Annotated in this window: 29 protein-coding genes; 9 read left to right on the top strand and 20 right to left on the bottom strand. The window is 26.1% G+C overall.

Going from position 1 to position 23954, the window contains the following annotated elements; all coding sequences use genetic code 4:
- Nucleotides 1-77: 77 nt before the first annotated feature.
- Genes Q346_RS03785 through Q346_RS0101285 form a run of 6 tightly spaced genes read right to left on the bottom strand, consistent with a single transcriptional unit; the run spans nucleotide 78 to nucleotide 5375 of the window.
- Nucleotides 78-737, bottom strand: coding sequence for a hypothetical protein (locus tag Q346_RS03785; RefSeq protein ID WP_051521788.1), 660 nt, complete (start codon nucleotides 735-737; stop codon nucleotides 78-80).
- A 1-nt stretch (nucleotide 738) separates the two neighbouring features.
- Nucleotides 739-1251, bottom strand: a complete 513-nt coding sequence (locus tag Q346_RS0101305) for an adenine phosphoribosyltransferase (protein ID WP_027332735.1) — start codon at nucleotides 1249-1251, stop codon at nucleotides 739-741.
- 8 nt (nucleotides 1252-1259) lie between these two features.
- Nucleotides 1260-3065 (bottom strand): translation initiation factor IF-2, encoded by a 1806-nt coding sequence (infB, locus tag Q346_RS0101300; RefSeq protein ID WP_027332734.1) that lies wholly within the window; start codon nucleotides 3063-3065, stop codon nucleotides 1260-1262.
- The gene (locus tag Q346_RS0101295; protein ID WP_244874345.1) at nucleotides 3044-3301 is read right to left on the bottom strand and encodes a YlxR family protein; all 258 of its coding nucleotides are present in this window, start codon (nucleotides 3299-3301) and stop codon (nucleotides 3044-3046) included. The genes infB and Q346_RS0101295 overlap by 22 nt, the downstream gene beginning before the upstream one ends.
- A gap of 25 nt (nucleotides 3302-3326) precedes the next feature.
- The gene (locus Q346_RS0101290; protein ID WP_051521787.1) at nucleotides 3327-4931 is read right to left on the bottom strand and encodes a NusA N-terminal domain-containing protein; all 1605 of its coding nucleotides are present in this window, start codon (nucleotides 4929-4931) and stop codon (nucleotides 3327-3329) included.
- Between the two features lie 9 nt (nucleotides 4932-4940).
- The gene (locus Q346_RS0101285; RefSeq protein ID WP_027332731.1) at nucleotides 4941-5375 is read right to left on the bottom strand and encodes an LSm family protein; all 435 of its coding nucleotides are present in this window, start codon (nucleotides 5373-5375) and stop codon (nucleotides 4941-4943) included.
- Between the two features lie 171 nt (nucleotides 5376-5546).
- Between Q346_RS0101285 and rpsT the strand changes: the two genes are divergently transcribed.
- Nucleotides 5547-5810: a 30S ribosomal protein S20 gene (rpsT, locus tag Q346_RS0101280; protein ID WP_027332730.1), complete on the top strand. Its 264-nt coding sequence runs from the start codon at nucleotides 5547-5549 to the stop codon at nucleotides 5808-5810.
- Nucleotides 5811-5935: 125 nt separating this feature from the next.
- Here rpsT and Q346_RS0101275 read toward each other — a convergent pair whose 3' ends face one another.
- From Q346_RS0101275 to pyrH, 4 genes are all read right to left on the bottom strand, one after another.
- Nucleotides 5936-6910: an ECF transporter S component gene (locus tag Q346_RS0101275; protein ID WP_027332729.1), complete on the bottom strand. Its 975-nt coding sequence runs from the start codon at nucleotides 6908-6910 to the stop codon at nucleotides 5936-5938.
- On the bottom strand, nucleotides 6894-7505 hold the full coding sequence (locus tag Q346_RS0101270; RefSeq protein WP_027332728.1) for a hypothetical protein: 612 nt from the start codon (nucleotides 7503-7505) through the stop codon (nucleotides 6894-6896). The genes Q346_RS0101275 and Q346_RS0101270 overlap by 17 nt, the downstream gene beginning before the upstream one ends.
- Nucleotides 7506-7679: 174 nt before the next feature.
- Nucleotides 7680-8231, bottom strand: a complete 552-nt coding sequence (gene frr, locus Q346_RS0101265) for a ribosome recycling factor (protein ID WP_027332727.1) — start codon at nucleotides 8229-8231, stop codon at nucleotides 7680-7682.
- Nucleotides 8232-8240: 9 nt separating this feature from the next.
- Complete coding sequence (pyrH, locus tag Q346_RS0101260; protein WP_081774423.1) at nucleotides 8241-8957, bottom strand: UMP kinase; 717 nt, start codon at nucleotides 8955-8957, stop codon at nucleotides 8241-8243.
- Between the two features lie 75 nt (nucleotides 8958-9032).
- On the opposite strand from pyrH, the gene Q346_RS0101255 reads away from it, so the two are divergent.
- Entirely contained in the window at nucleotides 9033-9974 is a 942-nt protein-coding gene (locus Q346_RS0101255) for a phosphatidate cytidylyltransferase (protein WP_027332725.1), read from the top strand.
- Nucleotides 9975-10022: 48 nt separating this feature from the next.
- Here Q346_RS0101255 and Q346_RS03780 read toward each other — a convergent pair whose 3' ends face one another.
- The 10 genes from Q346_RS03780 to Q346_RS0101205 all read right to left on the bottom strand — a co-directional run bounded on the left by Q346_RS03780 (nucleotide 10023) and on the right by Q346_RS0101205 (nucleotide 18404).
- Complete coding sequence (locus Q346_RS03780) at nucleotides 10023-10973, bottom strand: hypothetical protein (protein WP_036437903.1); 951 nt, start codon at nucleotides 10971-10973, stop codon at nucleotides 10023-10025.
- Nucleotides 10966-11997: a hypothetical protein gene (locus Q346_RS0101245; RefSeq protein ID WP_027332724.1), complete on the bottom strand. Its 1032-nt coding sequence runs from the start codon at nucleotides 11995-11997 to the stop codon at nucleotides 10966-10968. Before Q346_RS0101245 ends, Q346_RS03780 begins: the two co-directional genes overlap by 8 nt.
- 84 nt (nucleotides 11998-12081) lie before the next feature.
- Nucleotides 12082-13497, bottom strand: a complete 1416-nt coding sequence (gene gatB / locus Q346_RS0101240) for an Asp-tRNA(Asn)/Glu-tRNA(Gln) amidotransferase subunit GatB (RefSeq protein ID WP_027332723.1) — start codon at nucleotides 13495-13497, stop codon at nucleotides 12082-12084.
- A complete protein-coding gene (locus Q346_RS0101235) occupies nucleotides 13490-14830 on the bottom strand; it encodes an amidase family protein (protein ID WP_027332722.1) in 1341 nt (446 codons plus the stop codon). Before Q346_RS0101235 ends, gatB begins: the two co-directional genes overlap by 8 nt.
- Nucleotides 14830-15129, bottom strand: coding sequence for an Asp-tRNA(Asn)/Glu-tRNA(Gln) amidotransferase subunit GatC (locus tag Q346_RS0101230; RefSeq protein WP_027332721.1), 300 nt, complete (start codon nucleotides 15127-15129; stop codon nucleotides 14830-14832). Before Q346_RS0101230 ends, Q346_RS0101235 begins: the two co-directional genes overlap by 1 nt.
- A gap of 2 nt (nucleotides 15130-15131) precedes the next feature.
- Complete coding sequence (locus tag Q346_RS0101225) at nucleotides 15132-15980, bottom strand: RluA family pseudouridine synthase (RefSeq protein ID WP_036437899.1); 849 nt, start codon at nucleotides 15978-15980, stop codon at nucleotides 15132-15134.
- Between the two features lie 37 nt (nucleotides 15981-16017).
- The gene (gene scpB, locus Q346_RS0101220; RefSeq protein ID WP_027332719.1) at nucleotides 16018-16596 is read right to left on the bottom strand and encodes an SMC-Scp complex subunit ScpB; all 579 of its coding nucleotides are present in this window, start codon (nucleotides 16594-16596) and stop codon (nucleotides 16018-16020) included.
- Entirely contained in the window at nucleotides 16586-17347 is a 762-nt protein-coding gene (locus Q346_RS0101215; RefSeq protein WP_027332718.1) for a segregation/condensation protein A, read from the bottom strand. Before Q346_RS0101215 ends, scpB begins: the two co-directional genes overlap by 11 nt.
- A complete protein-coding gene (locus tag Q346_RS0101210; protein WP_027332717.1) occupies nucleotides 17334-18083 on the bottom strand; it encodes a lysophospholipid acyltransferase family protein in 750 nt (249 codons plus the stop codon). Before Q346_RS0101210 ends, Q346_RS0101215 begins: the two co-directional genes overlap by 14 nt.
- Before the next feature lie 9 nt (nucleotides 18084-18092).
- On the bottom strand, nucleotides 18093-18404 hold the full coding sequence (locus Q346_RS0101205) for a holo-ACP synthase (RefSeq protein ID WP_027332716.1): 312 nt from the start codon (nucleotides 18402-18404) through the stop codon (nucleotides 18093-18095).
- Between the two features lie 129 nt (nucleotides 18405-18533).
- On the opposite strand from Q346_RS0101205, the gene rpsP reads away from it, so the two are divergent.
- The 7 genes from rpsP to Q346_RS0101170 all read left to right on the top strand — a co-directional run bounded on the left by rpsP (nucleotide 18534) and on the right by Q346_RS0101170 (nucleotide 23929).
- A complete protein-coding gene (gene rpsP, locus Q346_RS0101200; protein ID WP_027332715.1) occupies nucleotides 18534-18791 on the top strand; it encodes a 30S ribosomal protein S16 in 258 nt (85 codons plus the stop codon).
- Nucleotides 18791-19489, top strand: coding sequence for a tRNA (guanosine(37)-N1)-methyltransferase TrmD (gene trmD, locus Q346_RS0101195; RefSeq protein WP_027332714.1), 699 nt, complete (start codon nucleotides 18791-18793; stop codon nucleotides 19487-19489). The genes rpsP and trmD overlap by 1 nt, the downstream gene beginning before the upstream one ends.
- A complete protein-coding gene (rplS, locus tag Q346_RS0101190) occupies nucleotides 19479-19829 on the top strand; it encodes a 50S ribosomal protein L19 (RefSeq protein WP_027332713.1) in 351 nt (116 codons plus the stop codon). Before trmD ends, rplS begins: the two co-directional genes overlap by 11 nt.
- Nucleotides 19830-19969: 140 nt before the next feature.
- Nucleotides 19970-21676 (top strand): hypothetical protein, encoded by a 1707-nt coding sequence (locus tag Q346_RS04015; RefSeq protein WP_051521786.1) that lies wholly within the window; start codon nucleotides 19970-19972, stop codon nucleotides 21674-21676.
- 473 nt (nucleotides 21677-22149) lie between these two features.
- A complete protein-coding gene (locus Q346_RS0101180; RefSeq protein WP_027332712.1) occupies nucleotides 22150-23190 on the top strand; it encodes an SPFH domain-containing protein in 1041 nt (346 codons plus the stop codon).
- Between the two features lies 1 nt (nucleotide 23191).
- Entirely contained in the window at nucleotides 23192-23620 is a 429-nt protein-coding gene (locus Q346_RS0101175) for a hypothetical protein (RefSeq protein ID WP_027332711.1), read from the top strand.
- Between the two features lie 9 nt (nucleotides 23621-23629).
- Nucleotides 23630-23929: a hypothetical protein gene (locus Q346_RS0101170; protein WP_027332710.1), complete on the top strand. Its 300-nt coding sequence runs from the start codon at nucleotides 23630-23632 to the stop codon at nucleotides 23927-23929.
- Nucleotides 23930-23954 lie beyond the last annotated feature (25 nt).

Raw genomic sequence — 23954 nt, 5'->3', positions numbered from 1 at the left:
ATTAATTATTAAAGATTATTTTTATATTTAAAATAAAAAGCACTTATAAGGTGCTTTTTTTGTGAAAATTTCACTTTTTAATAACTCATATTTAATCTTTGCAAATATTTTTTTCTTGTCATTTTTGCAAATCAAAATAGCAAAATTCCAAGAATTAATCCAACTGTTGGTTCTATGACTAAAGTTGGAATATGTAAAAGAATCCATTCTTTTATAGGTAAAATTCCTTTAAGTGGAGAATATAAATTGTGTAAATATTGCATTGATAGAACTAATGCAATGTTTAAAATTGATGCCAAAATTGATAAAAAGGCAAATTTTCACAATTTATTTTTGTCATCCATTCTTAATAATCTATAAATAGCATAAACAATTAGTCCTAAAAGTACTCTTGGCAAAATTGAAATATCTGGATATTGGTATTTTATTACACCAAGCATCATTGCTGCTAAAAAGGAAGAAAATCCAAATCCTAACCCTGCTGTCATTGCTCCAGCAAATCCCAAATGAACAGTTGCAAAAACAACAATTATAGGTAAATATGTAATTTGAGTATTTCAAAGTGGTATATACCCGAAATAAACAGTTAACCCCGATAAAAGAAATAAAGCTAAATAAATAGCTATATTTACATATTTAAAAATTATTCCTTTATTTTTTACTTTATTATCTTCAAAATCTTTGCTTGGAAAAGTTAAATATTTTTTATTAATAAATTTTATTTTTTTTCTAACCATTTTAATTTTTTAATAATGAATGAATATTTACATCATATTTTTTTAAATATTCTTTTCCATTTAAAAAACTTAATTCCAATAAAACTACAATGTCTGTTACTTTGCCACCACTTTGTTCAACTAACTTAATAATTGCTTCTGTTGTGCCACCTGTCGCTAAAATGTCATCAACAATTGCAACTTTTTGACCTGGTTTAATTAAATTTTTTTGAATCTGTAAAACGTTTTGTCCATATTCTAAATCATAATGTTGCTCAAAACATTCTCCAGGCAATTTATTTGGCTTTCTAACCATCACGAAACTTTTTGACATTTTGGTAGCCACAGGGCAACCAAAGATAAAACCTCTGGCTTCTGGTGAAACAATAACATCTACATCACTTATTTTTTTTATCATTTCATTAATTGCATAATTATAGGCTGTTCCATCATTTAAAAGTGGAGAAATATCTTTAAAAATTATTCCTTTTTTAGGAAAATCTTTTACATCAGCTAAATAATTTAATAAATTCATTTTTATCCTTATTTATTAACTGGAAAGTCTTCTAAAAATTCAAACACATCATCTTCTTTTATATCATTAAAATCTTTAATGTGTGTACCAAAGTCTTTACCTTTTTCAACTTCTTTGGCATCATTCAATTCGCGTTTAAGAGTTTCAATTACTCCTTTATGAATCATTTTTCCTTTTCTAAAGACTTTTACTTTTGCTCCGGCTCTTACTACTCCTTCATCAACCAATGCACCAGCAATAGTTCCAACTTTTGAGTAGGTGAACACTTTAATTACGTGAGCTGTTCCGATTTTTCTTTCTTCATAAACAATGGTTTTTTCGGCATCAAGCAGTTTTTTCATTTCTTCAACAATGTTAAACACCACATTGTCATAGATCATCTTAATTCCTTGAGTTTTTGCACTCTGTCTAATGTTTGCATTTGGCTTAATGTTGAAATTAACAATAATTGCATTAGAAGTTTGTGCTAATAATAAATCAGAATTTGATACTTGTCCCGCATTCGCCAAAATAACTCTGATTTTTGCATCATCATTTGACATACCATCAATTGAAGTTTTTAATGCTTCTGCAGTTCCATGAACATCAGAACGAATAATTATATTAATAATCTTTTTGTCATCGTTTGCCGCAACATTACTACTTTTAAGAAATAATTCTTGATTTTTATCAATTTGAGATTTTTCTTGTGCTAATTTTTTAGCAAATTTTTCATCTTCAAAACCAATAAATCTATCTCCAGCTAATGGAACAGTATTTAATCCGGAAATAATTACTGGAGTTGATGGGCCTGCACTTTCTAATCTCGCGCCTGTTGCATCAATCATTGATTTAACTCTTCCATAACTTGAGCCTGCAACAATGAAATCTCCTTTAAACATTGTTCCATTTTCAATAATAACTGTTGCAACTGTTCCAATTCCTTTATCCACTTTACTTTCGATAACAGTTCCTGAAGGATATCTCATTGGATTTGCTTTTAAATCAAGTAAATCAGTCATTAAGATAATTGCTTCAAGAAGTTCATCAATACCTTGTCCTGTTTTGGCAGAACCATATGCAACTGGTACATCACCATTATATTCTTCAAGTACCACTTCATTTTCAAGCAACTCGTATTTAATTTTTTCAACATTTTTTGTTGGTTTATCCATTTTATTGACAAAAACAATTAAAGGTACATTGGCTTCTTTTGCATGTTGAATTGCTTCTTTGGTTTGTGGCATAACACCATCATCAGCTGCTACAACTAAAATAATTACGTCAGTTATTTTAGCTCCACGTTGTCTCATTTCGGTAAAAACTTCATGCCCTGGTGTATCAATAAAAGTAATTTTATTACCTTTATGATTAACTTGATAAGCACCGGTGTGTTGAGTAATTCCTGATGATTCTGATTGAGCTACTTTAGTTTTTCTAATGTAATCAATTAATGTTGTTTTTCCATGATCAACATGTCCCATAACTGTTACAACAGGAGGTTTTTTTCTTAAATCTTTTTCATTATCATCAAATTTAACTTTATTTAAAAAGTTACCAACATTTACAGATTCTTCTTTTTTAAAGTCCAAATTGTAATCTAAACAAAGTTCAGCAATTTCCTCTTCTTCAAGAACTCTATTGAGTGTATAAGGCTTTCCTTGCATTAAAAATTTTTTAATTATATCATTAGGATTAATTCCAATTTTTTGTGCAAATTCTGCGATTGGCATTTTATTTGTAAATATAAAAACACCATCTTTTACTTCTGTTTTTACATCAATTAATTGAGATTTAACAGTTTCTTCATTTTTTATTCTTTTGTTTTTGTCCATACTAACTCCTCCAATTGTTCTTGAATACTTTTATAAGTTTCTATTGAAACATTTGTTCTAAAAACTCTATTTAAAGCTTTGGTGGCGCATATTTTTTCTCAATTTTCTTTACTTGGATAAAAATATGCTCCACGATTTTTTTTAAGGTTATTTAAATCTAAAGATATTTCTTTATTATTTTTATCATAATTAAATCTAATTAATTCAGAGGTTGAATAAATTTGATTTGAAACCATACATTTTCTATTTGTTATGGTTTTTTTAATCTCACTCTTCATCATCAAATTCTGAAAGATCTAGATCTAAATTGTTACCAAAATTAATTAAATCATTATCCACTTTAAAATCTTTAACAAGTTTTTTTGCTTCTTTATATTCTTTTAATGAATTTTCATTATTTTTAGCTTTATTTTCTTTTTTAACTTCGGCTTCTTGAATTTCATCAACTTGAGTTTCTTCTTTTTTATTATCTAAATGATGTTTGTATAATTCTTCAAAATCAAAATCATCAAATCTTTGATTTTCAAATCTTTCTTTTTCTTCTAATTCAAATGCCTCAATATCACTATCAAATGAGTCCATTGTAAAGTTTAAATTATCAAAAATTGATTGAGATTTAGAAGTTCTTGGTTTTGTTTTTACTTTATTTTCTCTTGAAACTTTGACATTTGATTTGGCCATTTCTTTAGTTTCAAAGGCATTTGTATTGAATTCAAGTTTAAGTTCTTGTGCTTTTTCTATACTGATCACATCAATCAATGCTTTAGTTAATTGTGAAGCTAAAACAGCATTATCTCCTTTTTGACCAATAGCTTTAGAAATATTTCCATCTTCATTAGAAACTATTGCATAATATGCATTATTTTTTTCTTTAGAAGGTACTACGTCTGAAACTTTACCAGGAGTCAAAGCATTAGCAATAAAAATTTTAAGATCATCGTTTCATTCAACAATATCAATTTTTTCGCCAAAGTTTTTCTTTGATATGGTTTTTACTCTGATTCCATCAATTCCAATAACTGAACCGTAAGCATCTAATTCTGCTGGCGCAAGTTCTGTTTTTCTAATTGCAACTTTTGTTTTTATACCCGGTTTTCTTACGATATTAACAATTTCAATTAATCCCTCGTTAATTTCTGGAATACTATCAATAAGCTCTTTTTTAATAATATTTGTTGAATCTAAAGAAACTTGAACTTGTGATAATTTAGTATCTTCAATTACTTTTTCAATTACCACTTGATGTCATTCACCAACTTTAATATTTCTTAATTTACTAATAAACATTGATGGTAAATAAGCACTAGTTTTATCAGCAAATTCAACATTTCAAGAACCATCTTTATTTTTTGAATTAAATAGTGCAGTTACACTATCGCCAATTCTGCGAGAGTAAATTTCATAAATATGTTTTTTCTTTAGTTGTCTTCTACCTTGAGTTAAAGCTTGTAAAATAACTTTTAAAACATCTTTATCTTCTGATGTTTCTTTTAAAGCAATCAAATTAATCGGAATCTTGACATAATCTCCAACTTTTAAACTTTTGTTTCTAAGTATTTTTTTTGCTTTAGTTAATTCGATTTGATAAATTTCATCAGCAGTAGTTAATGTTTCTTCTTCAGGAAGATCCTCAATAACTTCTGCGTTTTTGTTATAAATTTTTATTTCTTTTTTCTCGTGATCTATTTCAAATTCAATTTCAGCATCCGGATCAATTAATTTATTAATAATTCTTGTTGTTTCTTGGCTAAACATTTCAGCTAATTCATTGAAGGGTAAATGATCTGTGCTTGCAAAACCTTCAATTACTTTATAGAAATCTTTATCTTGATTAATTTTTTTATTTTTTCTAATTGTTTCACTCATTTTTAATCCTTAAAATTTAATATATTTTTCCACTTTTAAAATGTTGCTATGTTCTATTTTCAGAGTTCTAAATTGACCTTTATTGTTTCATTTAAGTTGCAAAACATTATCTCTATCATGTAAAATTTGACCGTTAATTTTGTTTAATCCATTAATACTTTTTTTAGTTGTCACTGTTGCAAAAGTGTCCTTAAAATTGCTCAATTCTTCAAGCGGGATTTCAATTTCTGCTCCTTTTGACAATATATTTAAAACATCAAAATTCATTTTGTCTTCAAAATTAGCATCTAAAAAAGTATTTATTAACATTGTGTATTTATCCACTTCTTCAATATTGCTTGTATTTAAAACAACTGTTAAAGTTGGATGACTAAATGCAAATTCGTTTTTTACATCTAAAATAATTTCTCCAAATTGCTTTTGTAAAATTTGTTTTCAATTCATTTTGCTCCTTAAAATAATAAAGAGTTGCAAGTTCATGCAACTCTTTAAACTATATAAACTTGACTTTTGATATAGTATAGCATTATTTTTTATACTTTCTGTAAATTTAATATATAATGCAATAGATTTTTCAGTTAGAAAAACTAACAATAGATGAAAAAGGAGGCGAAAATGGCAAATATTAAATCAAACATTAAAAGTATTGCAAAAAACGAACAAGCAAGACTTCGTAATAATGCGATGAAAACTCGTGTTCGTAAAGCAATTAGAGCAGCAAGAGAAGCAGTTTTAGCTAATGCTGAAAATGCAAAAGAATTAGTGGCTTTTGCTCACTCAATGATTGCTACAGCAGTACAAAAAGGTACTTTCCACCCAAATAAAGGTGCAAGAAAGTCATCTCGTTTAGACTTGTTTGTAAATAAACAAGGCAAATAATCGTCTCTATTTAAAAATCAGCAATTTAAATTTGCTGATTTTTTTTAATTTTCAATTTCACTCAATAAATAGAACTAAAATCTAGATTTTTTTCAAAATAAAAACAAGGTTAACACCTTGTTTAATTAATATGAAATGTTGTTATTTTTGTTGATTAAACCATTAATTACGTTAAATGTAAAGAAAATAATAAACATATTAAATCAAATCTTTACTGGACTAAATAATGTGTGTTGAAAAATATAAATGAATAATCCATCACTTGAACTCAATGCTTGTGAATCGGCTAATGATAAGATTGGCACATTAATAAATTCAATTAAGGCTGAAAAAATGATGATTGGTACTATCACAAAATAATTTTTATCTTTCATTTTAAATCTAGCAATTCAAATAAAAATTATCATTACAGCAAATCCCGAAATCATTAATAAAATTAAAATTAGTCTATTTTTAATAACCCCATTATTAATAGCGCTTTGTGGTACTTTAAATCCTATAATTCAAATAATTAACAAAATTAAAGTTACTAAAATTAATGTCGCGATTACTCCGTTAAAATTTTTCAATTCTGATTGAGTGCCAAGCAAATTATTTTTCTTTCTCTTTTCATTTAAATAAATAATATTATTTTCCAATTTACGAATTTTTTTAGCTTTATGCGAAACTAATTTGCCTTTTAATTTTTCAAGTTTATTTTTTAATTTAAAAATCTGCAAACTTAAAACCAAATCTTTTCTTTTCCCACCAAAATAATTTTTAATTACATTTAAAAATAATCATCCAATAATTCCTGAAACAACTCCATTAACTACAGCGGCTAAAATATAATAAGGATTAAAAACATTTGGTACAAATAAAAAAGAAATTAAATCACTTAAGCAACCAACCAAACCTCCAATAATTGGGCCAAAAATAAAACCACTAATTTTAATTGGCAATCCAATAAAAGAAATTTTAAAAGTTGGAATTGAAGCTATTGGCACTAAATTAACAATGATAATGAAAAAAGCTACTGAAATTGCAATTAAAATTGCTATAAAAGCTATTTTTCTTGTATTTAATTTTGGCAATAAGCTAAATTTAGGTCAATTTTTCATTTTTCTTCCATTCTGTCTTTTTAGTTAATCATTTTGTTTCATTTATTAATTGTTTTATATTTCGTTTTTGAATTGAAATTGGTTTATAAGTTTGATATTTATAATGTGTTAAACTTATATTTTCTAAAATTAAAAAATATCCATTTTTATTTTTTAATTTTATTAATAACATTTTTTGGTTAATTTTATCTTTATTTTCTAAGACTATAAATTCTTTATTCTTAATAAAACTTTCAATCATAAAAAAATAAAAATATTCAAGTCTTGCATAAATTAAATCAAAAAAGTAAGCAGGTGAAAATTTATTTTCATTTAATAAATTTATATTATTTATAAATTTTTGTTTTAAATGATATAAATCGATTTTTTCATTAATTACCTTATCAATAAAAATATGCATATTTTTATGAATACTATTTCTTTTACTTAATTTGAAAATTTTTTGAAAATATTGAATTCCAATTAAATGAGCAATGTTGTCATAATCTAAACAAATTAATATTTTATTTTTAAAATAGACATTGAATCTTTGTTTTTCTTTGAATAAATCAATGAATTTTTTTAAAGCATTAAATAAATTAAAATGTTCAATCATTAATTTCCTTACAAAAAAAGCGCCCGATATTGCATAACCAAAAGACGCTTTCAACATTGCCTATTATTTAATATGCCTGGCTGGGATGACTGTTATGACATCAATACATAGAGATTTTCTTCTCATAATTAGTATAGCAAAAAATAAAAAAACTACCTATAGGTAGTTTAAAAATTAAATTGCCATTATATCTTTTTCTTTTGCACTAGTTAAATCATCAATATGTTGAATTTTACTATCAACTTCTTTTTGGATTTCATTTAAAAAATGCTTTTGCATATCTTCAGAAATTTCTTCATTTGCTTTAATTTTTTTATTAATTTCTTGTCTTACATTTCTAATACCAACTTTAGCTGCTTCAGTGTGTTTTTTTAAGCCTTTAACTAATTCTTTTTTTCTGTCTGTTGTTAAAGCAGGGAAAGTTAATCTAACTTGGTGACCTTCATCAGCAATTCCAACACTTAAATTAGCATTGGTTAAGGCTTTTGCAATTTCTTTATTAACACTTGTGTCATAAGGTTTAATTAATAATTGTTGAGCTTCAGGAACTGAAACATTAGCTAATTCTTCAAGTGGGGTTAAAGTATCATAGTAATTAATTTTAATATTTTTAATTAATTGAGGATTTGCTCTTCCAGTAGAAATTCTTGAAAGTTCAAAAACAAAATGATTTAAAACTTTTGATGCTTCATCATCAAATTCTAATAAATATTCTTCTAAGTTCATAATTTACTCCTATTTGGTAACTTCTGTATGTTGAAGTTCGCCTTTCATTACTCTTAAAATTGAATTTTCTTCTAAAATGTTAAACACAATTAAATTAATGTTATTGTCTCTTGCCATTGAGGTGGCAGTTAAATCCATAACTTGCAATTTATTATTTAAAATCTCATCATATGTAATGCGTGAATATCATTTTGCGTTAGGATTAGTTTTAGGATCACTATCATAAACTCCTGGCACACCATTTTTACCCATTAAAATTACATCTGCTTTAATTTCTGAAGCAAATAAAGTTGCTGCAGTATCAGTTGTAAAATAAGGTCTTCCTGTTCCACCAACAAAAATAATAACTTCACCTTCGCTTAGATATTTTAAGGTTTTCTCATTAATGTAATTTTCAGCTACTTTTTGATCAATATTAATTGATGATTGCACTCTTGCAGTTAAACCATATTTTTCAAATCCGCTTTTTAATGCAAGTCCATTCATAATTGTCGCAAGCATTCCAATGTAATCAGCTCTATTTCTTGGAATTCCATTCTTTTCAGCGCTTGCTCCTCTTCAGAAGTTTCCTCCGCCAATTACAACACTAACTTCAACACCAGATTCCACTAATTCTTTTAATTGCAATGCAATATTTTTTACTTTTTCATAATCAATTGAAAGACTTTTTTCTTTGTTTGCTAAACCTTCTCCTGAAAGTTTTACTAATATTCGTTTGTATTTCACTTTTACCTCTATTAATTTATTTAATTTATTATAAACATAAATAACTATTAATATTAATTAAAGTATAATAAAAAAATGAATTTACTTAAAAGAAGAATTATTCCTGGGCTTTTATTTGCTATTTTTTTATTTGCAACTTTAATCCCTGTTTCTATTTTCGCACCATTTCATTATCAAGCAAGGATAGTTGCTTTTCTTTTTGGTTTTACTATTTTAAGCATCTTACTTTATGAATTATTTAATGCTAATCGTTTAAAAAAATATTTTTCAATTCCTTTAGCCTTAATTACAACTTCATTAATGTTTTTTCCTTTAAATGCATTTGAATTGCATATTTTAAATACAAGTAATTTAAGTTCTATTCAAAAAATTCAAAATGGTTCTACTCAATTCCAAGAATTAAGTAAAACAATGAAATTAATTGGAGCAGATTGACAATCATTAATTATAATTTTGGCCGTTTCTTTGATTTTTTTCGCAATTGAATTACAAACTAAAATCAATATTTCTTGAAAAGATCGATTAAGTAGAGTTTTTATTTTGTTTATTTCAATTTATATTTTGCAAATAAGCATTAAATTCTTTTATTTTTCAATTCTTCTTAACTATTGGTATTGATTAATTATGATTATTACCGCTGTGGTTTCAGATGTTGGTGGTTTTATTGGTGGAAAATTATTTAGTAAAAAATGAATTAATAAACCTTTTGCCCCTGCCATTAGTCCAAAAAAAACTTGAGAAGGCTTTATATTCAGTATTTCGTTTGGCATTATTGTAACTTCTGGATTGATTTTCGGACTCGATTTATTCCCACATAACATTGCTTTAAAAACTTTGTTTGTTGCTTTTGGCACATTATTAGCTGTCATCGGGGATTTATATTTCTCATATTTAAAAAGAATGAATGGCATTAAAGATTATTCCAAAATTTTACTCGATCATGGTGGTGTTTTAGATCGTTATGATAGCGTAAGTTTTGTAGGCTTATTTATGTTTATATTATTAGTTTTTGCTTAATTAAAAAACACGAAACTTTTATATGAAAAAGTTTCGTATTTTTAAAATTTAATTAAATTCTTTTAAATTTTCTCCAAAGTGTCAGAAAATCTCTTTTATTAACGAGTGAGGTATTGCGCTTGCTGGCCCTGCTTCCGATAATTGTTCATTAACCATTTTATTTTTTTGAATTGGTGCTTTTTGCATTTTCATAACAAAATCTAATCCACCCATTCCTGATTTAACTTTTCTTGCTTTTATCATTTTATTAATAGATGCCAAACCTATCATTCTGCTATCAAGTTCTCTCTTTACCATTACAGAAGGATCGTCTTTTAAAACGTAATACTTTTCGCCTTTTATTTCCTTTATTTCATAAGGAGGTTCAATTTTCCCTTTTTTCAAACTCATTTCAATATTAGACATAAAAAAAGTTGGTTTACTTGTAAAAAATCCATATTTTCCTAATGAAGCTTCATTAATATAAAAATTTTTGTTGTAAAAATCATTCCTATTATATTTTATGTATTTTCACATTAAGGAATTTTTGGGATTTTCTATATATCAAAGTTTCGGTTTATAATGTTGAATTAATTTTATTGTGTTATTAATACATTTTTCACCAAGTCTTTTAATAAAAAGTTGAACTTCACTTTTTAAATTTTTAGTGAATCCACTTTTCTTTTGTTCAAAATCTTCAATACTTCTTTCTTTTAATTTAGTTCTTGATTCGTCCTCATAAGCTCAAAAACAGGTTCCTCCTCCCTTCATATTTAATACGCAAGAAAATGATTGACATAATGGTGAAGCAACAATAATATCAGGTTTAGGAAAATCTTTAAATAATTCAATTATATTGTCCTGTGCTAAATCCATTTTTATATGTTTTTTTCTTGTTGGTTCTGTTACATCGAAAGTATAAATATCATATTTACTAAGTCAATTACTTTCCTTTAAAGATCCATAAACACTATTTTGACCACCACCAAATAAATCTCATACAACAATTTTTTTACTCATTTTCTATTTCATCTCCCATAATATTTAGATAATAGTTTTCCAACTCTTTTATATTTTTAAATACTTTTGATTTAGTTAAGTATTCTTCAAACTCTTCAAACCTATATACCTTTTTAAGCGCTTCCAATATATACATAAAAGTTTTTAGTGCCAACTTTTTATCTTTGCTATGAATACTTTGATGACAAATTTGACATAGTGGTAGTAAATTTATATCTTTATGAATAAAATCTCAATCTAATTCAATGTTTTCATGAAATCAAGAGTTTTTAAAAGTTGATTTGGGGATAAAATGATGATAATCAATTGGTAAATTCAAATTTGTCCCTTTTATTTCCTTTGCTGTTTCTATCCAATTAATTTTGGTTTTACAATAATTATGATTTAGGTCATATATCGCGCAACTATTATTGTATATTCTTAATGTTTTATCTTTATTTTCTTGAGGTATTTTTGGATCTGTTTTTTTGCTTACATAATTTTCAAATGAAAAATTAGAATTTGTTGAAACTGAATCAGAAATTGTTTTGCTGTTATTTATATATTCTTTAATTACTTCTGAAGTTACATTTTCATCGTTTATTGCTAAAAATATATACTTAATTGAAGAATTTTTATCTTTTATATTTTTCTTTTTAAATTGGTATCCATTAAAATTAGCGAATTTTTCAAGATCTTCAAATTCTGTAACAAAAAAGCTATTACTTTTATTTAAAGATGATGAATAATGTTTAAATCAGTGTGATGAAATAATTAAATTAGTTATTGAGTTATTATGGTTTTTATATGAACCTATTAACAATGTTGTTTTCTCGCTTTTCGCATTATTTAAAAATTTATCACTTCTAATTCTTATTTTAGTAGGATCTTTTTTATTAGCAAAAGATTGAATATTAGCTGAAATTGATTCAATATTTTTAAAATTATTTAACTTCAATGTTTGATAAATTTTAGTATTTATTTTTTCTGCTTCAGTAAGATTCATCTTTTTTAGTTCTTCTATGTATCTATCATATTCTTTCATTTTACCTGCCTCTCTTTTTTTAAATTATAATGAAAAAAATACGCCTTGTGCGCGTTTGGCGTATTTTTTTTGACTTTATTTTGTTTATTTTTTGCTTTCTAAAAATTCAATTACTAAATCATTAGCAATTTTGGGATTGACTTGTCCACCAGATAATTTCATTACTTGGCCTAAAATTTGCTTAATAATTCTTTCAGGCCTTTGAACATAATCATTAATCATTTCTTCTTTATAACTATTTAATATTCATTCAGTGATTATTTGTTTATCGCTGATTTGTTTTAAATTGTGCTCTTCAATTAATGTTTCAATGTTTTCAACATCAAAATTAGGTAATAATGTAATCAATTTTTTAAATGATTTTCCAGAAATAATTTCATCATCTAACAATTTTAATGCTTGTTCTATATGATTAATTTGGATGTTTAAATCAATTACATGTTTATTTTCACTATTTGCTAATTGCACAATTTCAGCAAAAAATAATTTAGCAAGTTTTTCTCTATCTGGATATTTAATAGAATCAAAATATTTAGCTAAAGTTAAATCATTAATCAAACTATTTACATAAATTTCATTTTTAACTTCTTCTCTATATCTTTCTTCAATTTCTCAAGGTAATTCGTTTAATTTAACATTGTTAATAAAAGAATCTGAAAGTTTAATGAAAGGAATATTTGGTTCAGGAAAATAGTTGTAATCAACTTCTCCGGTTTTTGTTCTCATTACTATATTACTTTGACTTGCTTCATCAAATCTTTTGGTTTGTTGAAGTATTTCTTCGTTATTCAATATTTTTTGAGTTTGTAAAGCAATTTCATATTCAATTGCACTTTTAACATTGCTAAAAGTATTCATATTTTTAATTTCAACTTTAGTTCCAAATTTTGGATAACCATAAGGTCTTAATGAAATATTAATATCTGCTCTTAAAGATCCATTTTCCATTTTTGCATCTGAAATCCCTAAACTAAGAGCAATTCTTCTAATCATATCAATATAAGCAACTGCTTCGTCTGCAGAATGAATTACTGGTCTAGAAACAATTTCAATTAATGGTACGCCGGCACGATTATAATCTAATTCTGTATAGTCTGAATTATGATGTTGTCTTGCCGTGTCTTCTTCAAGATGAATTCTTTCAATTGCAATTTCTTTAATTTGATTATTTAATTTAATTGGTAAAAATCCATCTTTACCAATTGGTCTATAAAATTGAGTAATTTGGTAACCCTTTGGTAAGTCAGGATAAAAATAATTTTTACGATCGAAGTGCAATTCTTGATCGATTTCCATTTTTAAAGCTTTAGCTAACTTAATTCCTGAAATTACAGTTTCTTTATTGACCAAAGGTAAAGTTCCTGGATAAGCTAAATCAATTTGATTAATAGTAATATTTGGTTCTGCTCCAAAAATATTAGCTGCTGGAGAAAACATTTTGGTCTTAGTATTTAATTCAAGGTGAATTTCAATTCCAATTATTACTTCGAAATTAATCATTTCTACCTCCATTAAAATTATTTTCAATTAATTCTTCCATTCATAGACTATATGATAATAATTTTTCATCGCTATAAATTTCACTATCTAAAGCTAGGTTAATTGGCAAATTATTAATTTTAATAAAAGGAATTGTAATTGAAGGATTTCCTATTAAATTGGCACCAGTTAAAATGTATTCCATAAAACCATAATTTTTATTAGGTCCCTCTATTAGAGGTGCAACATCAGCACTAGCTGGATAAATTACTAAATCATAATTTTTATGAATTTCATTAATATAGTTTTTAAAAGCTCGGCGTGCTTTTTGCGCTTTGATAAAAATTTCTTTTTGGTTTGCTGCATGTAAGAAATATGAACCTAAGGTTAGTCTTCATTGAACCATTTCGCCAAATCCTACTGATCTTGTATTTGTCATAATTTGTGATCAATCTTTTCCATTTTGACGTTCACCGAAAGCAATACCATTTAAATTAGATAGATTAGAGCTTGCTTCAGAAAAAGAAATAATTTGATAGATGGGTTTAATTGCTCTAAAATATTTTATTTCCGGTTTAATTTTAACTATTTCTATTTCAGAATCTTCATTCAACAAATTGAACAACTCTTCATATTTGCTTGCTAAATCCGGATTAATAAATTCAGCTAAATCTAGAAAAGCTATTTTTTTCGGTTTAATTTTTTGCACTTGATCGATTTTAACTTCTAATGATGTGAAATCTTTATTATCTTTGCCAAATAAGGCTTGAGAAACCATCGCAATATCATTAACATTATGTGCAAAATAAGCTACTGTGTCTAAACTTGAACTATAAGCAAAAAGTCCATAACGGCTTATTGCACCATAACTTGGTTTGAATCCTACTTTTCCGTTGTATGAAGCTGGAAGTCTTACACTATCTCCAGTATCTGAACCTAAAGCAAAAGAAATGTTATTTGTTAGTGTTACCACTGAACCTGAAGATGATCCTCCTGCTAATCTTGAAGGATCTAATGGATTTCTAATCAATCCATTTGCACTAAAAGTTCCAGTTCCTCCCAAAGCTAATTCATCTAAATTTACTTTGGCTGCCATTAATGCACCAGCGTTTAAAAGTTTTTCAATTACTGTTGCATTATAAAAAGGACTAAAATTTTCTAAAATTTTGCTTGAAGAAGTAGTTGGAAAATCTTTTGTTGCATAATTATCTTTAACAGTAAAAACTGCATTGGCTAAAATTCCGTTGCTATTTAATGTATGAGCATTTTCATTAACTATAAGAACACAATTATTTTGATTTTCTTTCAATTCTTTAATTGCGGATTGAAAATTTCCTAAATTTTTAATTGTCATTAGACCACCTTTTTAATTAAAACAAAATCGTCATTTTTTTCTTTTGCATTTTTTAAAGCTTCTTCTTTAGAAATGGCAAAACTATAATCTACAACATCTTCTCTTAAAAAATCTATTAAATATTCTTCATTAATATGTGTCATTGGTTCTAAATCATCTAAAGCAAGCTCATCTAATCATTTCATTTCGGTTTGCAAATTTTGTCATTCTTGTCATAATTTTTCAATTACTTCTGCTTTAGGTTCAAGATAAATAGATTTAACTATATTTTTAATACCTTCTTTTGTTATTTTTTCCATTTTTATACCTTTCAAGGAATTTTTGCAATAAATTCTGTGTTATTTAAATAATCTAATTTTCCATCTAAATTTTGTAATTTTAATTTGTAACTATGTAAGTACATTCTATCAGCATTCTTGCCACCATATTTTCTGTCACCATAAATTGGATAGCCGATTTCAGCTAATGAAATTCTAATTTGATGTTTTCTTCCTGTTAAAATTTTGGCAAATCATTGATTTTTACGATTATAGATTTGAGTAATAGCTTCTTTAGCTTTGTTATTTTTTTTACGTTCATCCTTTATTAAAATTTTAGTAATAATTTCTCTATCTTTGCCATTGTAATCTGATTTAAAAGTATAAATTTTTTCAAAATCATTTTGTTTTTTATTTAATTGCGACAAGGCATAATGATTCTTTGCATATAACATTAATCCGCTGGTTTCTTTATCAATTCTTCCAATATGACTTGGTCTAAAATCCTCTAAATTATTTTGATAATTTAAATATTTTAAAACCTGCATGTCCAAAGAATCCTTTTCGGAATGAATACTAATTCCAATTGGTTTGTTAACCACTAAAATGTTTTTATCTTCATAAATAATTGAAAATTTAATATCTGAAGTATTAAAATTTTCAGTTTTTATTTCAAGTTTATTCTCTTCATTCAAATAAAAACTGACAATATCATTAGTTTTTAATTGATAATTAAAATCAGTAATTCTTTTTTGATTAACTTTTATTTCTTTTTTTCTAAAAAGCCTATAAATAAATGATAAAGAGTAATTATGTAAAATCTTTTTCATAAAATTTAATAACTTTTTAGACTCATTTGCCTCTGTTATTTTATATTCTTTCAATTGTGCCATAAATTCCTAAAATATAAAAAGTGTACGAAAGTACACCTTATTCATAATTATCTTGTCTTTGACTATCAAATAGGCGAAATTCATCTTCATTTTCAACACCATCAGTGTAATTAAATTCAGATAATTTAGGTAAATCAGCTAAAGATTTTATTCTAAAGTAATCATAAAATTTATTAGTAATTCCATATAAAACTGGATTGCCAGGAGTAGGACTAATCCCCACTTCTTCAACCACTCCTTTAGCTAATAAAGTATTTAAAACTTGATCGCTAGCTACTCCCCGAATATTATTAATCATTGATCTTGTTGCAGGTTGTTTATAAGCAATAATTCCAGCCACCTCAATAGCTGCATTAGATAAACGGTGTTTTCTTACTACACTTACCATTTTAACAATATACTCTTTAAAAGTTTCTCTCGTTGCTAATTTATAAATTTCATTAAAATTAACTACTTTTAAAGCACCATCTAAGTCATTGTAATATTTATAAAAATCGTTCATTACTTTTCTTGCTTCTGCTTTTGTATTTAAATTAAATATTTCTTGAACTTGTTCAAGAGTAAGGCCTTCATCCCCTTGCACATATAATAAGGCTTCAATAATTTTATTTTTCATACTCAGGTCCTCTTTCAAAGAGAATTTCTCCAAATTGTTCTTCTTGTTTAATTCTAATAATTTGTCTTCTTGCTAAATCCAAAATTGCCATTAAAGTAATTACGAAGTGGCTTAATGAAGGTTGTGTAAAAATCATCTCAAAAGTCACAACTTCATTTTGATCAAACAAATTTAAAATAAAAGGGATTTGATCTTTTGGAGTTAAATCAAAATGTTCAAATTTAGTTCTTCTTAATTGATTAGCAAAAGTTCTTTCAAACATTTTTCTTAAAGTAGTAATTAACTTTAATGGATTAGAATTACCATCTAAAGCGCTTTTATCATCTTCAATCATAAATTCATCAATATTACTTTGTTTTTTGATAAAAATTTCTCTTCTTAAACCTTCTTGTTCTCTTAAAGTTTTAGAAATTTCTTTGATTTGTTGATATTCGTATAATCTTCTTAAAATTTCTCTTTTATCTTCTTCGATTTCTGGTTTTTCTTCTGGAGTGTAAAGCATCATTTTAGTCTTTAATGCTAATAATGTAGCTGCCATAACTAAATAATCGCCAGCTACATCAATTTCATTTTCTTTCAATCTTTCAATAATTGCCAAATATTCTGTAGCTAATTTGACAATATCAATTTCCATAATATCAATGTTTTTATCTTGAACTAAACTTAGTAATAAATCTAATGGCCCATCAAAATTTTCTAATTTTATGTCATATTTACCATCAGGAGTATCATACATACTAGTTTTTGGCATTTTTTAAAGCTCCACTAATTGCTTCTTTAGTTCTTTTTGCTAGACCTTCAGGATTTGAAGTAATAACATCATTGGCTCTAATTGGTCTTAAAAATTCCACTGTTATTTTTAATTTTTCTTTTCTGTTTTTATTATCAGCATTTTCAGAATTATGAATTGCCACTGGAACCACACTAATATAATTACTAATTGCAGTCTTGAATGCCCCAGCTTTGAATTCACCTAATTCATCGCCTTTTATTCTAGTTCCTTCAGGAAAAATAACTCCATAAGTTAAATTTTCTTTTACAAAATTACCGAATTTAGCTAATTGTTTAAATGAGTCCCTAATATCTTTTCTATCAATGAAAAATGTATCACATAATTCTAAAGTTGCTTTTGCTACTTTAGATTTTAATAGTTCATTTTTAGCTAAAAATGTAGGAATTTTATTTCTAACACCTTCTTCTTTAGTTTGCTTAGCTAAAGCCGCTAAAATTAAGATTGCATCTAAATTTGATTTATGGTTTGGCACTAATAAAACTGGCGCTTTTGGCAATTCATCATAACCTTTTACTTCTAAGTTAATGTTGAATCATTTAATTAATCTCTTAGCTTTTCTTAATAATCAATCATTTCTTTGTTGCAAAGTATATTGTTCCGGAGTTCTACGATATTTACGCGCATAAACCCTAATTCTTCATACATGTCATAAGAAAAATGGAAATAAAAAGAACATTTTTGCTTTAAAGCTCATTTTGACTCCTTATCTTTTTTTTATTACAAAAGCAATTAAAATCCCTGCATCTTCATCATGCGATATTGAAATATCAAAATCTTGATTTTTTCACCCTTTATCGGTATGTTCTAATTCAATTTTTTGAAAACTTGCATATTGGTTGTCTGCCTTAAAAATAGCTTCTTTGATCGCTCAAATCGAAGCTAAAACTCTTGTTTTACTATCAATATCAATTTGTTGATTATAGTAATTTAATTCCCTATTCGATAGTATGCGCCTGACAAAATAATCTGATTTATTTGCAAATCGATTTATTTTTACAATGTCTACACCTATCATAGTGCTTATTATATTAAATTTAATAATAGTATTTTAATTTAAAAATACTTTTGTTTTTTTTCTTTTAATATAAAATAAATTCATTGCTGTCAAGCACTTTTGCTTGACATTAAAAAATAGGAGACTACAATGGTAAAAATTAGATTAAAAAGACTTGGTAGCAAATTTAATGCTATGTATAAAATTGTAGCTGCTGATTCTCGTGCTCCACGTGATGGAAGATTTATCGAAGCTTTAGGTAATTACAATCCTCACACAAAAGTATTGACAATCAATGAAGAAGCTACACGAAAATGAATTAATTCAGGTGCACAATTAACAGATACTGTTTATAACTTATTTAGAGCAAATGGTTTAAACGCTAAATTTCAAGCAAATAAAAAATAATGATTATTAATTTTTTAACTCTTTTTCCTAAATATTTCAAACCTTTTATTGAAGAATCAATTATTAAAAAAGCAATTGAACGTAACTTAATTGAATTTAATGTAGTTGATTTTAGACAATTTAGTCTTGATAAACATCATAAAGTAGATGATGAAATTTATGGTGGCGGTCATGGACTATTGTTACAAGTTGAACCAATTGATTTGGCACTCGAAAGTTTAAAAAACCGTGGAGGCTATAAAATTTTAGTTAGTCCACAAGGCAAAGTGTTTAATCAAGAATTGGCAAATGATATTGCTAGCAAAATTAAAGATTATGATAATCAAATAACTTTAATTTCTGGTAGATACGAAGGTTTTGATGAACGCGTGACTGAATTAGTTGATCTTGAATTATCAATTGGTGATTATGTATTAACTGGTGGTGAATTACCTTCAATGGTAATTGCTGATTCTATTATTAGATTAATTCCAGGAGTAATTAATGAATTAAGCCATCAAAATGATTCATTTCAAGGGGAAGGATATTTAGATTATCCACAATATACAAGACCACGTGAATATAAGGGGATGAAAGTTCCTGAAGTGCTTTTTAGTGGCAATCATGCAGAAATTGAAAAATGAAAAAGAGAAGCTCAATATCAAAAAACTTTAAAAAATCGTCCTGATATTATAGAAAGGATTAATAATGCAAAATAAATTAATGAATTTGGTTGAAAACAATCAATTACGTTTAGATCACCCTGAATTTCAAGTTGGAGACAATGTTGTTGTTTCAGTTCGTATTCGTGAAGGCGAAAAAGAGCGTATTCAAAATTTTGAAGGTTTAGTAATTTCAAGAAAAGGCAATGGAACCAGAGAAATGTTTACTGTTAGAAAAATTTCTTTCGGTATTGGTGTTGAAAGAACTTTTCCACTTAATTCACCTTTGATTGCTGAAATTAAAGTTCTTCGTTCAAATAAAGTTCGTCGTTCAAAACTTTACTTCATGAGAAATCGTAGCGGTAAAGCAGCAAGACTTAAAGAAATTAAAAGATAATTTATTTTTACAAAGGCAGCTTTTGCTGCTTTTTTTCATATTTTTTACCCTATTTATAGGCTTTTTATAGTCCGATATATATATATATATATATATATATATATATAATTAAAGAAATTAACGAAAATAAGGGGTATAAAATGAAAAAGTTATTTTGTTTATCAAGTTTAATTGTTAGCTTATCTTTGCCTCTTGTTGCTACTAATTGCAACAAGATTACGAAAAATGAAACTAAACCAGAAAAGCCGGTAGAAAATATAATTTATGAAAAAAATTTAATTTTTCAACCATTTTTTGATGACTTAAAAGATTCAGCAACTAATGAATTTCCTTCAATCTTTGTTTCAAGAAATGCTGCTCAATATTTTATTTCAGGTTTTATTCAACTTGTTGGACAACTTGAATTATCAAAAAATGATCAATCAATTACAAATAAGAACATGTTTTTGATTGATCACAATGTGTGACAATATGAAAATCGTGAGCTTGATGCCACTAATCAAAGATTTAATTTAAATTATTTATTAAATTCATATGGTGATAAACATCTGAACCAAAACGGAAAATTAGAAGTTTTTGAAAATACTAAATATTTAGATTCTTCTTCTAATACAAATTATCTTGTTTTTCCTAGAACAGTAAGTGAAATTCAAAATTACTTGAAAGAATATTTAGACTCAGGAGTTACTAAGTTTGATTTTTACATCCCTGATATTTCTTTTACTGGAATGAATAAAAATGTTCGTAACTGAATTATTAAAAGAGCTAATAAAATAGTTATTTTAAGCGATGGTAATGCTCAACCTTATAAATTTATTCGTGATAAATATTTATCTTGGGTTGTAAATCAAAAAACTTTCTATAGTAAAGAAGAATTAACTGCTAAATGAATAGAGTTTCAAAATTCAAATAATGATAATCTCACACTAGATTGAAGATATTTTTTAACTTTAACAGACAAATTTAAAATTTACAATTTAGATTCATCATATATTAATGCTCTTAATCAAGATTTGGAAAATAAAGGTTTTGGGTGAGCTAAATTGAATATTAATCAATATCCTTTAACTCCAACTGCTTTTTATTCATATTTTCCTGAAATTGGTGAAAATTTTATTCAACAATTTAATAAGGTTAATAATTTAGAAAATAAAACATTTTTAGACTTTATTGTAAAAGGTCAAAATAATTACGATCCAAATAAGAAAAACCTTATTTTTATGGGGTCTTCATTGTTTAGACACAATGAGAAAGATAGTCGTTGAAGATTGAGTTATCAACAATATGCCTTAGATGAAATTCGCTCATTCTTTAATAAAATTCATGAATTGTATCCAAGAAGTGAATACAATTATTTCTTTAAATTGCATCCAGTTTATAACATCGAACAATCAGTTGAATATATCAATATGATATTAGGAGAAAATAGTGATAATTATGCACTAATTTTAAATTCTCAAATTGCTTGAGAAAACATGTTGGCAGTTGATTTTACTAATTTAAGAAATAATAAATCGATTCTTTTTGATAATAATAAAAATTCCAAAACAGAGTTATATGGACTTCAAGCCACTACAACAACCATTTTATCTACAATGACTTTTTTAAAAACTGAATTAAAATGAAATGATGACAAAATTAAAAGTTTTGTAGATATTCAAAATTTCCCACTTTCAAATAAATTTAATATTGTTACAAGAGATATTGAATATAAAGATGATGACAAAGGTTTTGAAGCTAACAAAGAAACAATGAATGCTGTTTATGAATACTTTATTAATTCTGGTTCATTCCCAAATCAAAATGAATGAATTGATATGAGAGCATTTTTAAAAAGAACTAAATAACTAAATATCGAAAGATATAAAAATAAATTAGAAGCATAAACTAGATAATTGACACCAAAGCACAATATTGCTTTGGTGTTTTTCAATTTAAAACGATTGAATTCTATAATTGTTCTGCCAATAACACTATAATTGAGAACTATTTGATCTTCATTTTAAAATAACTTTTTAATTTTTTCTTTCAAATAAACATTTGTTTTGTTTAAATAATTGCAATACCAAATTATCATAACTTGAAAAGGGTCTTGCCATTCATTCTGTTTGAGTACCTCGTTTATTTTCCTATATAGAAAACAAGAAATGCAGATTTGTTTGTATTTATTGTGCATTTTGCCGGTTTATGCTTCTTTTTTTTTTTTTTAAGATAAAAATGTGTACTTATTAATCGCTTATTAACATTAGTTAAAGAAGTTAATAAACTATGCATATTCTTCAAAATTTTAATTGTGAAGATTCAAATTTAAAGGAGTAATATGAAAAAAGGTTATTCAGTAATAGATTTTTATGGTAATGGAAAAATTGACTGATTAATTTATAAACATCCGATTACTGAAGTTTGAAATAATTCTAAATTAATTGTTAACCCAGGGCAAGTAGCAATAGTTGTACGAAACGGGCAAATTGATGCAATTTTTAAAGAAGGAACAACTAAAATTAATTCGAACACAGTTCCTTTTTTGAGTTCAATCGAAAAATCGTTTCATAAAGGAAAAACTCCTTGACCTGTTCAATTTTATTTTATTAATACAAGATTAAAATTAGATGCTAAATGAGGAACGTCATCACCAATTGAAATTAAAGATCCTATCTATGGAATTATTATTAGAATTCGTGGTAGAGGCCAATTAGGATTTAAGGTTGAAAATTATCAATTTCTATATGAAAAACTTGTTGGCTCAATAAGAGAAAATGGTTTTTTAGAATTTGATTTTGTTCTTAATATATTTAGAGGAAAAATTCAACAATATATTAAATCAATTCTTCTTAAAAAGATGAATGAAGACAAAATATCTTATGATTTATTAAATTTACACCTTGATGAATTTCAATCTGAACTTGAAAATAAATTAAGATTTGAAATGACCAAATTTGGTTTTGATCTTATTAATTTATCGTTAGATTCATTAAATATTCCTATTGAAGATCGCGAAAAAATCAATTCCTATCTTTCTAAAAAAGCTGAATTGGATATTTTACAAAATAATTATAGATTAGTTAAAGGCTATGATGTAACTGAAAAATTAGCTGAAAATAATAATGGGTCGGCAAATATGATTTTGGGGATGGGGTTAGGACAAAGTTTAAATGGAAGTAATCCCATTATTCCGCCTGATGAACCTAAAAAAGAATCTCAAACTATGTTGTGCTATAAATGCAGTTCACCGATGTTGTCAACTTCTAAATTTTGTAGTGAATGTGGAACTGCCAATACAGCAAAATGCCCTAATTGTCAAAATAAAATAGCATATAATCCTAAATTCTGTAGTGAATGTGGATTTAAATTAAAGGATTAAAATGACTAAAAACAAAATACTTTGAATTATTTTTTTCGTGTTTCTTTTAATGGTTTCTATAATCATTCCAATAGGCATTGGTAGAAACCCATTTTTCATAGGAAATGATCACTTAATACTTTATATTGTTGTAAAAGCTTTATGTTCTATTATTTTTATTGTGTTAATCGGATATCTGCTTTGATTAAAACCAGTAAATGTTGGTTATATTATTTTTACTTTTTTAGGGGTTTTATTGCTTTTAATTCCAGAATCAATAAGAGCGATTTATTTACTTACTGAATCGCTTGTATGATTATCAGTATATTCAATAATTTCGATTTTATTGATTGTGGTTGCATTTATTTGTGTGATTTTTTGAATTAAAAATAACTTAAAATCTGAAAATAAATATCAAGCAAAACAAATTCCTGTACAAAGGAATGAATAGGAAGATAAGATGTTAGAAAATATTAATGAATGTGTAGGCTGTGGTGCTTCATTATCTAATGAATTTAAATTTTGTCAATATTGTCAACGTCTCAACCCTTTATATGAAGAGACGAAATCAAAATATGATAATTCACTAAATTCAAATGAAAGCATAAATATAGAAAGCCCCTTGGAACCTGAAATAATAATAAAAGAAGATAAAAAGGGATTTAGTATAATAGTTTTTATATTGTTATTAATATTTTGTTTTCCGATAGCTCTAATATATTTAGTAGTAAGCACAACTAAAGATTATAAGGATTTTTAACAAGGGCATAAAAATTTGAGATTTT

This window comes from Mycoplasmopsis gallinarum DSM 19816 (assembly GCF_000621085.1).
In the GTDB taxonomy this organism is placed as follows: domain Bacteria; phylum Bacillota_I; class Bacilli_A; order Mycoplasmatales; family Metamycoplasmataceae; genus Mycoplasmopsis; species Mycoplasmopsis gallinarum.
This window is presented reverse-complemented; position numbering and strand designations above follow the sequence as displayed.